15 protein-coding genes, 1 tRNA gene and 1 pseudogene are annotated in these 12663 nt (G+C 71.7%); 10 read left to right on the top strand and 7 right to left on the bottom strand.

Annotated features, from left to right (window positions below):
• Nucleotides 1-15 precede the first annotated feature (15 nt).
• Both Q3W71_RS07020 and Q3W71_RS07015 read left to right on the top strand, forming a co-directional pair.
• Complete coding sequence (locus tag Q3W71_RS07020; RefSeq protein ID WP_302918439.1) at nt 16-411, top strand: RidA family protein; 396 nt, start codon at nt 16-18, stop codon at nt 409-411.
• The gene (locus tag Q3W71_RS07015; protein ID WP_302918438.1) at nt 408-839 is read left to right on the top strand and encodes an SRPBCC domain-containing protein; all 432 of its coding nucleotides are present in this window, start codon (nt 408-410) and stop codon (nt 837-839) included. Before Q3W71_RS07020 ends, Q3W71_RS07015 begins: the two co-directional genes overlap by 4 nt.
• Before the next feature lie 74 nt (nt 840-913).
• On the opposite strand, the pseudogene Q3W71_RS07010 reads toward Q3W71_RS07015, so the two are convergent.
• Nucleotides 914-1099, bottom strand: a pseudogene (locus Q3W71_RS07010) (ANTAR domain-containing protein); the annotation flags it as partial.
• Between the two features lie 335 nt (nt 1100-1434).
• Here Q3W71_RS07010 and Q3W71_RS07005 point away from each other — a divergent pair.
• Entirely contained in the window at nt 1435-1884 is a 450-nt protein-coding gene (locus Q3W71_RS07005) for an STAS domain-containing protein (protein ID WP_302918437.1), read from the top strand.
• Nucleotides 1885-2053: 169 nt separating this feature from the next.
• Nucleotides 2054-2764 (top strand): GAF and ANTAR domain-containing protein, encoded by a 711-nt coding sequence (locus Q3W71_RS07000; protein ID WP_302918742.1) that lies wholly within the window; start codon nt 2054-2056, stop codon nt 2762-2764.
• A 184-nt stretch (nt 2765-2948) separates the two neighbouring features.
• Here Q3W71_RS07000 and Q3W71_RS06995 read toward each other — a convergent pair whose 3' ends face one another.
• Together Q3W71_RS06995 and Q3W71_RS06990 are read right to left on the bottom strand one after the other, a co-directional pair.
• A complete protein-coding gene (locus Q3W71_RS06995) occupies nt 2949-3356 on the bottom strand; it encodes an STAS domain-containing protein (RefSeq protein WP_302918436.1) in 408 nt (135 codons plus the stop codon).
• Between the two features lie 262 nt (nt 3357-3618).
• On the bottom strand, nt 3619-4332 hold the full coding sequence (locus tag Q3W71_RS06990) for a GAF and ANTAR domain-containing protein (RefSeq protein ID WP_302918435.1): 714 nt from the start codon (nt 4330-4332) through the stop codon (nt 3619-3621).
• A gap of 325 nt (nt 4333-4657) precedes the next feature.
• On the opposite strand from Q3W71_RS06990, the gene Q3W71_RS06985 reads away from it, so the two are divergent.
• Nucleotides 4658-4733 (top strand) — tRNA-Arg (locus Q3W71_RS06985).
• Nucleotides 4734-4754: 21 nt separating this feature from the next.
• Here Q3W71_RS06985 and Q3W71_RS06980 read toward each other — a convergent pair.
• Nucleotides 4755-5765 carry a site-specific integrase gene (locus tag Q3W71_RS06980; RefSeq protein ID WP_302918434.1) on the bottom strand — a complete coding sequence of 337 codons (1011 nt, stop codon included), beginning with the start codon at nt 5763-5765 and terminating at the stop codon, nt 4755-4757.
• Nucleotides 5766-5816: 51 nt separating this feature from the next.
• On the opposite strand from Q3W71_RS06980, the gene Q3W71_RS06975 reads away from it, so the two are divergent.
• Entirely contained in the window at nt 5817-6086 is a 270-nt protein-coding gene (locus tag Q3W71_RS06975; protein ID WP_302918433.1) for a hypothetical protein, read from the top strand.
• A 1374-nt stretch (nt 6087-7460) separates the two neighbouring features.
• Here Q3W71_RS06975 and Q3W71_RS06970 read toward each other — a convergent pair.
• The gene (locus Q3W71_RS06970) at nt 7461-7931 is read right to left on the bottom strand and encodes a nitroreductase family deazaflavin-dependent oxidoreductase (RefSeq protein ID WP_302918432.1); all 471 of its coding nucleotides are present in this window, start codon (nt 7929-7931) and stop codon (nt 7461-7463) included.
• Nucleotides 7928-8551, bottom strand: coding sequence for an NAD(P)-dependent oxidoreductase (locus Q3W71_RS06965; RefSeq protein WP_302918431.1), 624 nt, complete (start codon nt 8549-8551; stop codon nt 7928-7930). Before Q3W71_RS06965 ends, Q3W71_RS06970 begins: the two co-directional genes overlap by 4 nt.
• A gap of 103 nt (nt 8552-8654) precedes the next feature.
• Here Q3W71_RS06965 and Q3W71_RS06960 point away from each other — a divergent pair, with 103 nt between their 5' ends.
• The 3 genes from Q3W71_RS06960 (at nt 8655) to Q3W71_RS06950 (ending at nt 11091) form a co-directional block, all read left to right on the top strand.
• On the top strand, nt 8655-9041 hold the full coding sequence (locus Q3W71_RS06960; RefSeq protein ID WP_302918430.1) for a helix-turn-helix domain-containing protein: 387 nt from the start codon (nt 8655-8657) through the stop codon (nt 9039-9041).
• Between the two features lie 119 nt (nt 9042-9160).
• The gene (locus Q3W71_RS06955; RefSeq protein ID WP_302918429.1) at nt 9161-10441 is read left to right on the top strand and encodes a low temperature requirement protein A; all 1281 of its coding nucleotides are present in this window, start codon (nt 9161-9163) and stop codon (nt 10439-10441) included.
• Nucleotides 10442-10683: 242 nt separating this feature from the next.
• Nucleotides 10684-11091, top strand: coding sequence for an STAS domain-containing protein (locus Q3W71_RS06950; RefSeq protein ID WP_302918428.1), 408 nt, complete (start codon nt 10684-10686; stop codon nt 11089-11091).
• On the opposite strand, the gene Q3W71_RS06945 is transcribed toward Q3W71_RS06950, so the two are convergent.
• On the bottom strand, nt 11088-11537 hold the full coding sequence (locus tag Q3W71_RS06945) for an SRPBCC family protein (protein ID WP_302918427.1): 450 nt from the start codon (nt 11535-11537) through the stop codon (nt 11088-11090). The two genes, Q3W71_RS06950 and Q3W71_RS06945, sit on opposite strands and share 4 nt — an antisense overlap.
• Before the next feature lie 117 nt (nt 11538-11654).
• Here Q3W71_RS06945 and Q3W71_RS06940 point away from each other — a divergent pair, with 117 nt between their 5' ends.
• Entirely contained in the window at nt 11655-12626 is a 972-nt protein-coding gene (locus Q3W71_RS06940) for a zinc-binding dehydrogenase (protein ID WP_302918426.1), read from the top strand.
• Nucleotides 12627-12663 lie beyond the last annotated feature (37 nt).

The raw sequence follows: 12663 nt of genomic DNA, 5'->3' as shown, positions 1-12663 counted from the left end.
GGCCAGGCTGGACGCATGACCGAGAAGTCGCTGCTCCGTCCCGCCGGACTCGTCCAGTCGCCCGCCTTCAGCCACGTCGCGGTCGTGCCGCCCGGCGCGACCACGATCCACGTCGGCGGCCAGAACGCCGTCGACGGCGACGGTCGACTCGTCGACGGCGACCTGGCCGCCCAGGTCCGCCGGACGATGGGCAACCTGCACGTCGCGCTGGCCGCCGCCGGCGCGACGGTCCACGATCTGGTGATGATGACGATCCTGCTGGTCGACGGCGTCGACCTCGCCGCGGCCTATCCGGTGGCGGCCGCCGAGTTGGCGGGAGCCGCCCCGCCGGTCGTGGTCGCGCGGGTGGCCGGGCTGGCCGTACCGGGAGCGCTGGTCGAGGTCAGCGCGGTCGCGGCGGTGACCCGGTGAGCGGGCAGTGGCGGCGGGCCGAGGTCGGGCGTACCCGCGACGCCGGCTGGCAGATCGGGGTGTCGAAGACGATCGGCCACCCGGTCGAGGACGTGTGGACCTTCATCACGTCGCCGGCCGGTATCGCGATCTGGCTGGGCGACGGGGTCACCGTGCTGTCGGAGCGGGGCGCCGGCTACCAGACCGCGGCCGGGGTACGCGGCGAGACCCGCAGCTTCCGCGAACTCGACCGGGTGCGGCTCACCTGGCGGCCGCCCGACTGGACCCACGACACCACGCTGCAACTGACGGTGACGTCCGCCGGCGAGGGGCGGGCCCGGCTGACGGTCCACCAGGAACGGCTGGCCGACGCCGCCGAACGCGAGCAGCAGCGCCGGCACTGGCAGGGCGTGGTCAACGCGATAGTGGCCGCACTGGCGGACCACTGACGCCCGGCGGGTACCAATCCGGGCGAGGGTCGGGGACGCCGCGGGCAGCGCGATCCCGGCGGGCGGACTCCGAGTCAGCGGTCGGCGGCGTTGGCCACCAGGGCCTCGGCCACCTCGCGCAGCTTGCGGTTGGTGTCCTGGGAGATCTTCGCCAGCAGCGTGAACGCCTCGTCGGCCGAGCACCGCCGCTCGTCCATGATGATGCCCTTGGCCTGCTCGATCACCGCCCGGCTGCGCATCGCCTCCTGCATCTGCCGGGCCGGGACGGCGGCACTGCCCGGGACGGCGCGGTTGGCCAACTCGGCGACGCGCTTGACCACGTCGTCGAGCTCTACCTCGTCGAGCCGGATCCGGCCCAACTCGGCGAGGGCTGCGCCGGGGTCCATCCGCGGGGCTTCCATGCGCGGGTCCTCGTCGGGTCCCGGTCGGCGGAGTTGTCGTCCGCCCACGGTACCCAGGGCCGGCGGGTCGGTAGGCAACCTGGCGTGCGCCGCCCACCCGATCGGCGTATCTTTGGTCCGGGTCAAGACATGCGCCCCTTCGCACCCGGCGACAACGGCCGGGAAGCGTCCTCGAACCGTGAGGTGGGGGTGCCATGTCGCAGGAGCCGCCGGGTGTCGGCTGCCGCCCCGGCCCGACCGCCTCCGGTTCGTCGCCGCCGGACGAGCCGATCATGTGGCTGAGCTGCGAGGTCCGCGGCGACGTCGCCCGGGTCACGGTCGCCGGTGAGATCGACCTGAGTAACGCTCACCTGGTGGCGGAGCTGCTGGAGAGCATCGTCGTGGTGAGGGCCCCGCTGGTGGCGGTGGACCTCTCGGCGGTCACCTTCTTCGGGGCGTACGGCATCAGCGCACTGCTGCGGGCGCAGCGGCAGCTGACCGAGCGGGGCGGGCGGTTGACCCTCTGCCAGCTCTCGCCGGTGGTCCGCCGGGTGCTCGACGTGACGGGCACGCTCACCGCGTTCGAGGTCGTCGAACGTACGCCGGTCGGTGCCGCCGGCCGAGGGCTGGCCCGTCCCGTCATCCCGATCGGTACCGGGTCGTAGAGTTGTCCCGAAACTGACGTCCCGGCCGGGGCGTCACGAACGAGCGTCAAGAAGCGGCGCCGGCCCCGATCCGTCGGATCGGGACATCGGTCCGTGACTGCGGGCCGTCCCGCCACCCGCCGTCCCACCCCCTGGGGCGACGGCGCTTCGCACAAGGACGTCCCAGCTCCTGCCGCAGGCCCACCCCGACCTCGCCGAAGCCCTGATCAGACTCGGACGGATCAAGTACGACGAGGTCGACCTCGACGTGGTTCTGTCGCCCATCGCCCAGGTCGCCAAGGACACCATCCCCGGCACCACCGAGGTCTCCGTCACCCTGGTCCAGGGTGCCGAGGCGTACACCGCCGCGTACACCGGCGATCTGGCGTTGACGCTGGACCAGTGGCAGTACGAGCATGGCCGCGGCCCGTGCCTGGACGCCGCGACGACCGGGGCCGCGATGCTGGTGCCGGACATGACGGCGGAGAGCCGCTGGCCCGAGTGGGCGGGCCGGGCCCACGAGGCGGGGGCCGCGAGTTCCCTGTCGATCGGCCTGCCCATCCAGGAGGCGATGGTGGGCGCGCTCAACATCTACGGCGCGGCACCGGGGGTCTTCGACGACCAGGTCGAACTCGCCCAGACGCTGGCCGGGTACGCCGCCATCGCGTTGGCCAACGTCCACCTCTACGAGAGCACCGCCACCCTGGCTCAGCAGATGCAGGAGGCGATGCAGAGCCGGGCGGTGATCGAGCAGGCCAAGGGCATGATCATGGGTCAGCGCCGGTGTTCGGCCGACGAGGCGTTCGCCATCCTGGCCCGGGTGTCCCAGGATTCCAACCGGAAGCTGCGGGAGGTCGCCGAGCAACTGGTCGACCGGGCGGTGAACGGCGGCCGCGACTGACCGCCGCACCGCGGTCGGCGGCCAGCTCCCGCCGGCCTGCGTCGGGTCGGGCCTGACTCCGCGGCGCCGCCGCCGGGGCGCCGGCCACCGTGCCGGCCACGGGCACGGACCGATGAGGAGGAACTCCTCCGCCACGCCAGCGTCGGCGGAAGACCGCCGGCGGGCGGAACGGCGGCTTCCCGGGCTAGTGGTGTGGTGACCACGAAGGCAACCCGTCGTCAGTGGCGCGCCGCGGCGGAGTAACCGGGTCAGCGGTCGTCGATCGCGGGCGGGGAGGGCGTCCGTCACCCCGGCCGAGCGGAAAGCGACCCAAAGCGCCGGCCGTGGCCAGGAGGTGGGTGACGCACGGCGCGGGGTCGCGCAGGAGGAGCACGGCCCCGGCGGTCGCCGCGATGTGCTGCGCCTCCAGCAACGCGGTCACCCCGTAGGTGCTGAAGAACCGCACTGCGGCGAGATCCACCGCGATCACAGACACCGGCGGGCGGCAGACGCACTCCACCAACTCGGTGAGCAGGTGGGCGTTGCTGCTGTCCATCTCACCCGAGACGGTGACCAGCTTCGCCGAACCGTCGCTGGTCAGCGCCAACGACACGACGGGCTCACCGGGCCGATCGGTCTCCCGAGTGGGCCGGTCGCCGCGCGTACGGGGGGTTCCGTTTCCTGACATGGCACCTCCGTGATCCAGCGGGGGCCCACCCGTACCGGAAGACGCGGCAGAGGAGAGCACTGGAGGGCACATGTCTTGACCCGTGACGTGTCCCTACCCCCAGGAGTCGGTGCCACACCTGCTGGTGTCGCCGCTCAATGGGCCGGACGGACGGCTGCCAAGGCGAGCGATGACCGTCCGGGCCACGTCAGACCCCGGGCGCCTCGGCTGCCCGGTCGACGAGGGCCTGGGCCACGTCCCGGACCTTGCGGTTGGAGTCTTGGGACACCTTGGCGAGGATCGCGAACGCCTCGTCGGGGGTGCAGCGGCGTTCGGCCATGACGATGCCCTTGGCCTGCTCGATCACCGCGCGGCTGGCCATCGCCTCCTGCATCTGCCGGGCGAGGGTGGCGGTGCTGTCGTAGAGCTGCGCGTTGGCCAGAGCGACGCCGGCGTACGCGGCGAAGGTCTGCAGCACGGTGACCGTGTCGTCGTCGAAGGCGTGCGGGGCACGGGCGTAGACGTTGAGCGCTCCGACGACCGCCTCCTGGATGGGCAGGCCGATGGACACCGAGCTGCCCACCCCCGCCTTCGCCCCGCGCGCGGCCCAGTCCGGCCACCGGTCCTCGGCGCTGAGGTCGGGTATGGACATGACGTCGCCGCTGGTGGAGGCGTCCAGACAGGGGCCCCGCCCCTGGGCGTACTGCCGCTCGTCGAGGTCGCGGGCCAGGTCGTCGGTGAACGCCGCGGTGTGCCCCGTGCCGCCGCGGACGAGCGTCACGGACACCTCCACCGGCATGGGCAGCACCCGTTTGGCCAGTTCCGCGACGCGTTGCAGCACGTCCTCGAGGCCGACCTCGCCGAGCTTGATGCGGCCGAGCTCGGCGAAGGCGTCGGCGGGGTCCGTCGGTGGTCGGGTCATCGCGCCAAGTCCTCACGGCCGGCGCACCCGCCGCAGCAGTCGGAACCGGGTGGGCGCGGATGGCAGGTCCGCGCGCCGCGGACCGCTGCACGGACCCACCGGGGCGGAGCCGGGACCCGCGCCGGTTGCTAAACGCGGGTTCGTCACACCCGACGAGGCGGATGTGAGCTACAGACCCACCAGGATACTCCGCTCCCGCTCGCCGGCGGGGTGGCCGCGGTCCCGGGTGGCCGCGGGCGGGGCGGCCGGGGTGGGTGGAGGTGAATGTTGATCACTCCCCGCCCAACGCGGGTCCATTCGCAGGGTCGCTAGACTGACGGCTCGCGCCCTCGTAGCTCAGGGGATAGAGCAACGGTTTCCTAAACCGTGTGTCGCAGGTTCGAATCCTGCCGGGGGCACCAGGTCACAGCCTTGACCAACGATCAATGGTCGGCCTTCCGGGGCTTGCGTGCCCGCTGCGTGCCCGATCGCCTCGCCACCTTCGCGCGGCTCGCGTCCAGGTGCTGAGCAACCTCAGCGTCCCGCCCATCAACGGCGCGGGCGTAGTGGCGCGTCGTCACGCTGGCATTGGCGTGCCCGAGGCGACGAGCGGCCACCAGAACGCCGTGCGAGTCTGCGACCCAGCTCGCGTGCGTGGCCCGCAGGTCGTGAGGCGTCACGTCGCCCAGCCCAGCCGACCGGACGGCGGCCAGGAACCGGCGCCAGAAGCCGTGGTAGCTCTGCTGCGGGTTGGCGGTGTGCGATTGCCGACCGGGGAACACGAACACGTCCGGCCCCTCAGGCAGCGTCGCCAGGTGCTCCCTGAGCAACTGCACCACGAACGCCGGCACTGCCAGCTCCCGCCGCTGGTGATTCTTCGGCGTGTCGATGACCGGGCCGCCGGGCAACTGCGCCACCGCCTGGGCGACGGTCACCCGGCCCGCCCGGATGTCGACGTGGCGACGGCGTAGGGCCAGTGCTTCCCCGATGCGCAGACCGCCGTAGGCCAGCAGCAGCACCAGGACCCGATCCGGAACCTCGCACGTAGCGGCGAGCTTGTCGACCTGGGCGACAGTCAGGATGGCCGGATCAGACTCCGGCAGCCGAGGCAGACGCACCGACCGGCACGGACTCGACCCGATGATTTCGTTGTCCACGGCAGCCCGCATGATCTGCGCCAGCAACCGATACGCCTGCCGCACCTGCGAGGCACTGAGCCGGTCGGACAGCTCACCCACCCACCGCGCCACCGTGATCGGCCGCAACGAGGTCAGCGGCATCGCGCCGAACGCCGGCAGGACGATCCGGTCGAGGACCGACCGGTAGGTGTGTCGGGTCTTGGGCTTCCACGACCGGTTTGCCGAAACAAACCACTGCTCCGCCCACGCACTGACTGTCGTCCGCCGGGCATCGGGCAGCACCCACTGATCACGGGCAATGTCCGCCTCCACCATTGCGAGAAACTGATCAGCCTCGCGGCGGGTACCGAAGGTGCGAGGCGCGGCGTGATCCAACCCGTCCGGACCCCGGTAGCGAGCCTGCCAGCGCCCGGAGGGCAGTTGCCGAACGCGGCCGAAGCGTCGCTTTTTGGCGGGTGCCATCAGGCCACCACCCGACCATCACGCCAGATCGGTGCCCGCATCGGTTCGATCGTGCCGGCGTCGATCAAGAGCGGCCCGCAAAGCGGGCCGCGCCGGCCCGGCCCCGGCCTGCTGGCGACCTCCGGCCGGCATCGGCCGGGCCGGCCGGCCACACTTGGGGACGACAAGACCTGAAAGACCTGGACGACAAGACCTGGAAGACCTCGGGGCTCCGCCCCGAACCCCGACCCTCCTCAGAGATGCCGCCGCGGATCACCTCGCCGGGCACCACAAGGGCTACCAGCCTCCCCGGACGGGGACCAGGTCGTTCGTCCGGTAGGGCGCTCCACCTGGTCCCCGTCCGGGGAGGCTGGACGGTCTGCGACTGCCCGACGAGGAGATCCGCCGCTTTCCAGCGAGGCCCGTATGGCTACTCAGGCATTGACCTCTAGCGTTCGTCAGCATCGCTGACCGGGCGGTAGCCCTCGTAGGCTGCCGCTGCGGCTGCGTCACGATGTCCAGCCCGGAGGCTAAACCAGCTCAAGGACGATGCCGTCTTCGGACTCGTCGCCGCCTGCGCCGTGGTCACGGATGATCTCGACGATTTCGTCGAACAGCGTCGGCCCCTCGCCGCGTCGCGCGTTGCTGATCCTGGCCGTGATACTCGCCCGGTGCGACGGGTGGCAGGCTGGAGCATCTGCTCCAACCATCTGACGGTGGCGTCGTAGCCGAGTGCGACCCGAGACAGATCGGAGTTGACCCACCTCAGTACCCATCCGTCTTCAGGCGTCCCGAACCCCCCTCGCAGAATGTCATTGAAGGCGTCCAAATTTCCGTTCCACGTCCAGTGGCAGAGCAGCCGCGAGAACTCGCGGGCGAAGCCGTCGAGATCGGAGAAGGAGGCCCCGTCGATGACCAGCACCGGAAGGGCACCATTATCGGTGGTCATGTGATCTAAGTATGGGGCACCGGCGTCTACTCTCGCCTCCGGCTGCCAGTACCTGGGTGCCTCAATCGGTCATGGCTGGCCGTCGAGGGAGCAACCCGGCGTGCCATTAGCGTGCCATTGCGCGAGGACAACAGGGGCCAGCCGAGGCCACGCGAGACCGCCGAGACCAGGCCGTCATGCCCGTGGCCTGCCGGAGATCGACAATTCCCAAGCTGACAGTCGGCCCGTGCCCGCGTGCCCCTTGCGTGCCCGTTGGGATGGGAGACGACGGTCAACGGCGGTCAGCTCCTGGAGGTGCCTGCCGACGTGGCTGCGCAGGTCGAGCCAGGTCGCTGCCGTGCGACATGCGGCCGTATCCACACTTCCTAAACCGTGTGTCGCAGGTTCGAATCCTGCCGGGGGCACCAGGTCACAGCCTTGATCAACGATCAATGGTCGGCCTTCCGGGCTTGCGTGCCCGATCGTCTCGTCATCTTCAAGGCGCCCCGCGAGCGGGCCGCGCCGGTCCGGCCCCGGCCTGCCGGCGACCTACCGCCGGCATCGGCCGGGCCGGCCGGCCACGCTGAGGAGACACACGATCGTGAAGACCTCGCGGCTGCGCCCCCGAACCGACGAGGAGATCAGGTCCCACCCCGAAACGCGCTGCCGTCGCCCCGAGCGTCGTTCAGGTCTTGGACACGTTCCAGGACAACCACGGGGATCTCCCGTGTGATCCGCTGCTGGTAGGCCGCGTACTCCGACATGGTGGAAACCATCAGCCGCCATAGGTGTGGACGCTCGTCCGCGGTGGCAGGGCGCGCGCGTGCGGTGAAGGTCTCCGTACCGACCTGCACCGTGACGTACGGGTCGGCGAGCAGGTTGAGGTACCACGCGGGATGGTGGTCCGAGCCGCGGTTGGAGGCGGCCAGCACGTAGCGGTCGCCGTCGCGCGCGTAGACCAGTGCGGTGCGGCGCAGCTCGCCGGTCTTCCGGCCTCGGGTCGTCAAGAGCAGGTCGTTCACGCCGGGCCGGGGTCGGCCTCCGGTCTCCTCGAAACGGCGGATGTGCTCGGCGACCCAGGCGTTCGGGCTGTCGTGGACCTTGGTCATCATGCCTCCCGGACACTCACGGCGGCGCGGTGGTGGCGGGGTGCGTCGATGTCGTCGAGCAGCGCGATCGCGAAGTCCGCGTAGCTGATCCGGCTGGCCGCATCGCCGTGGTCGGCGAGCCGGTAGCGGCCGGTGCGCGTGCCGTCATGGTCGAAGTCGCCCGCGGGAGCCACGTACGCCCAGTCGAGATCGCAGGTACGGAGCTCTTCAAGGCCTGCCGCGTGGCCGAGGTAGAAGGAGCGGTACTCGTTCGGGTAGCCGGGCTCGTCCATCAGCGCGGCACCGGACGCCCCGGGCATGATCGATGCGAGGCCGACCACCACCAGGCGGCGCACGCCCGCCTTCGCCAGCCCGGTGGCCAGGGCGCGTGATGACGCGGTGAAGAAGTCGTGCGGTGACCCGGACAGGTCCACGGCCGCGCTGATGGCGGCGTCATGCCCGGCGGCCGCCTCCGCGATGCTCACCGCGTCCGTGACGTCGCCCGCCACCACCCGCACGTCGGCCAGCTCACTGTGGCGTGCCGGGTCGCGCACCACGGCAGTGACCTGGTGGCCGCGCCGACGTGCCTCGGCGACGGCCTGCCGCCCGGCCCGGCCGCCCGCACCGAAGATCACGATGTTCATGAGTGAACGCCTCTCACCAGGGCCGGAGCCCGTGCGCCCGGCCGGTTCGCCGACGCTATCGAGGGCAGCGGTTACCACCGGGATACCAGCTATCGTGAGGCCCATGAGGCAACCCCTGCCCGCCGACATGTTCGACGAGCTGTGCCCGTCGTCGCTCAATCCGATCCGATTCGGCGACAAGTGGGCGGCGCTCATCATCCGCTGCCTCGAGCACGGGCCGCGCCGGTTCTCCGAGCTGCGCGTGCCGCTGCGCCGCGTCACCCCCAAGGTCCTCACCCAGTCGCTGCGCTCCCTCGAACGCGACGGTCTGGTCAAGCGCACCGTCTACGCCGAGCTCACCCCGCACGTCGAGTACGAGCTGACGCCGGTGGGTCGCAGCATGCTCGAACCGATGGCGGTCGCCTGCGCGTGGGCCGAGCAGCACTGGAACGAACTGCTCGACGCCCGCGAGTCGTACGACAACGCCGCCCGCCTCGATCGCGCCGGATGACACAAATCCCAAGCTGATCAGGTCACTGCCGAGAACCCTGCCGGGGGCACCGCCGTCTTCCGCATCGACAACCAGCGCTTTTGACCCTGCGTGGCGTCGGCGGGCCCAAGACTGGACCGGTGACCGAGGGTGGGGCCGGTGGCCGGCGGAAGGGGCGTGCCCGGCGACGTGACGCACCACCCGGCCAGGAGCCGGCGGAGCCGGCGAGCGCCGCGCGAGACGGCCGGCGGGCCAACTTCCTGGAGCTCTTCTTCGACCTGGTGCTGGTCTTCGCCCTGTCCGGCGTCGTCTCCCGGGTGGCGCCGGACCTGTCCGCCGACAGCATCGGCCAGCGGTGGGCCGGGCTGCTGTACGTCCTGGTGCTGGTCCTGCCGATCATGTGGCTGTGGACCACCACCGCCCACATCACCAGCCGCTTCGACCCGCGCCGGCCCGTCATCCAGGTGATGGTGCTGCTCACCGCGTTGGGCGTGGTGTTCATGGCGTCGTCCCTGCCGTACGCGTTCTTCGAGCGCGGCTACGCCTTCGCCGTCCCGTACGTGGTCCTTCAGGTGGGCCGACCGTTGCTGCTCATCAGCCTCCTGCGGGCTCGTGCGCAGCGGAGCCTCAACGTTCGGTCGGCGATCTGGTTCACCGTCTCAGCCGTGCCGTGGCTGGCCGGCGTCGTGGTCGAGGACTGGAAACGGGTGGGCCTGTGGGCGCTGGCCATCACGATCGACCTCCTGGCCGCCCGCTCCTCCTGGCCGGTGCCCGGTATGAGGCGGACACTGGACAGCGCCTGGGCACCCAGCAAGACCCACCACCTCGCCGACCGGTACGAGCAGCTCCTGCTGATCGCGCTCGGCGAGAGCGTGCTGTCGCTGGGGATCACCTACACCGAGACACCGGTGTCACTGGCCTCGACGCTGGCGCTCCTGGTCGGCTTCGCCACCACGGTGCTGCTGTGGCGGATCTACTACTACCGGGCCGGGCAGGTGCTGCCCGAAGCCGTCGACTCGGCCGGAGACCAGGTCAGAGCCGGTCGGAACACGGGGCGCGCCCACATGCTGATGGTCCTGGGCATCGTGCTCGTGGCCATCGGCTACGAGATAGTCCTGCCCCACCCGGACGACCCGATGCGGCCGGCCTGGCTGGTCGCGATCCTCGGCGGGCCGGTCGTCTACGTCGCAGGCCGGATCGTCCTGGAACGGGTGGTCTTCAACCGGCTCTCCCGGCGCCGGCTCATCGGCATCGCCGCCCTGGCCGCCGCCGCACTGCCGCTGGCCTTCACCACACCGTTGATCACGGCCACCGGCGCCGTGGCGATAATCCTCGGCATGGCACTGGCCGACGCCCGCCAGTCCTGGGGCCGACCACCGGAAGCCCCCTCACCAGCCGTCACCCGGTCCACGAGAACCTGACCCGGCAGACCGGCCGTCCACCCCGGCTGCGTTTGACATCGCGGACGTCCAGCCGCCACCCGCATGGTTCGCCTCACCTGGCGGGTTACGGTGGTCGCGGGTAGCGTTCGAGACGGCGCCCGAAGCGCCACGTCGAGGTCGGCACCGCCGCACACAAGCTCTGTCCTCTTCGGCGCCGGATCGGTGGTGGCAACGTCGACCGGCCCTCGATCGCCCTTCGCCGGGCGGGGACTGAGCTTCCGATGGACACTGCCACCTGTCGCGGCGCGCTGCGGTGCGACTATCACGACGTCAGGCCGGGCACCCGGTACGTCATCCTGAGCGGTGAGGCCGACTTGGCCACCGCCGACCAACTCGAGCACGACCTGCGGCTCCTGCTGACTTCCGCCGGGGTGACCCGTCTCGTCCTCGACCTGACAGCGCTGCGCCACCTCGACTGCGCCGCGCTCTCCGCACTGCTGGCCGTCCGGGAAACCGCCCTGGCGCACGGCCAGCGGGTGACCATCACCGCCGCCGCCGGCACGCCGGCGCGGGTCCTGACGCTCAGCGGGGTGGGCGGACTCTTCGGCTGTCCGCAGCCGTTGCACGGAGACCGCCGGGAACCGACCGCGCCGCACAACACGGCCGGCCGGTTCCGCAGCCTCGCCTAGGCTGCCCGGAGTTGCCGATGGATGGCGAGGTCGTCCACCCGGTGCAGGGTTTCCGAGTTGCGCGCGCGCAGCATCAGCGCCAGTACGGCCTCCGGGACGAAGCGGACGGGCCCCGCGGCCGCCATCCAGCCCATCCGTACCCTGGTCGCGCTCTCCGAGACGGGCTCCAAGGCCAGGCGGACGCGAGCGACGCCGAGGCGCCCGGCGTGCGCGTCCAGTTCGAGCAACCGGTTCGGCTCCATCGCGCGGACCACTGTCTGGTCCTCGATCTGCAACGGCCACGGCCCCACCCGGTGCTGGACCCGGGTGCCCACCGCGGGCCAGCCGTCGTCGACGGCCCGGATGTGGGCGGCGCCGACGACCCAACTGGCGTAGCTCCACCCGTCCGCGAGCACCGCGAAGATCCGCTCGGGTGGGGTGGGGATGGTCCGGCAGACCTCGATCATCACGACTCCTCGCCTCCGGCCGGGCTGTCCGCCTTCCCGGTCCGGGCAGGGACAAACGAGCCCGGATCGGCTGGCGGGGCTTGACTTCAACCGGCCTTGAGGTTGTCGGATCGTCTCATGCGTGCGATTCAGCTTCACGAGTTCGGTCCGCCCGGCAACCTGGTCCTCGACGAGCTGCCGGACCTCTCACCCGGCCCCGGTCAGGTGCGGATCGCCGTCCGGGCCAGCGGGGTGCACCTGCTCGACACCACCCTGCGCCGGGGTGAGGCCGGCGGCCCGATGCCGCTGCCCGAGCTGCCCACCATTCCCGGCCGGGAGGTCGCCGGGGTGGTCGACCAGGTGGGCGCCGGCGTCGACGGGTCCTGGCTCGGCCGGCGGGTCGTCGCCCACCTCGGCATGGTTCCGGGCGGGTACGCCGAGCAGGCGGTGACCGCTGTCGAGTCGCTGTTCGCCGTACCGGAGCGGTTGAGCTTTCCCGAAGCGGTGGCCGCGGTCGGCACCGGCCGGACCGCGCTCGGCGTCTTCGAGCTGGAGCGCCCGGGCGCGGACGACGTGGTCCTGGTGCCCTCGGCGGCCGGTGGCATGGGCTGGCTGCTGGTCCAGGCCGCCCGGTCCACCGGGGCGACCGTGGTCGCGGCCGCGCGGGGCGCCGACCGGACGGCGGCGCTGCACGACCTGGGCGCGCACCTCGTGGTCGACTACGGGCTGCCCGACTGGGCGGACCGGGTCCGGGAGCAGGTCGGCGGCCCCACCCTGGTCTGGGACGGGGTGGGCGGCGCGGTCGGCCGGGCCGCGCTGGAACTGCTGCGGCCGGGCGGCCGGTTCATGATGTTCGGTTGGTCCTCCGGCGAGGCCACCCGTATCGAGACGGCGGACCTGGTCGAGCGGGGCATCACCGTGGGGTGGCTCGGCCACCGGATGCGCGCCCTGCCCGGCGGCATCCCGGGCCTGGCCGGCCGGTCGCTGGAACTCGCCGGCCGGGGCTGGTGGCGGCCGCGGGTGTCCACGTACCCGCTCGCCGACGCGGCCACCGCGCACGCCGACCTGGAGGGGCGCCGGGCGCTGGGCAAGGTGGTCCTGACGGTCTGACCGCCGGCCGGGTGGGGACGGGCCGTCTCCCCACCCG

This window comes from Micromonospora sp. C28SCA-DRY-2 (assembly GCF_030519475.1).
Classification (GTDB): domain Bacteria; phylum Actinomycetota; class Actinomycetes; order Mycobacteriales; family Micromonosporaceae; genus Micromonospora.
The sequence above is the reverse complement of the archived record's forward strand: the minus strand, read 5'-3'. Positions and strand labels throughout refer to the sequence as shown.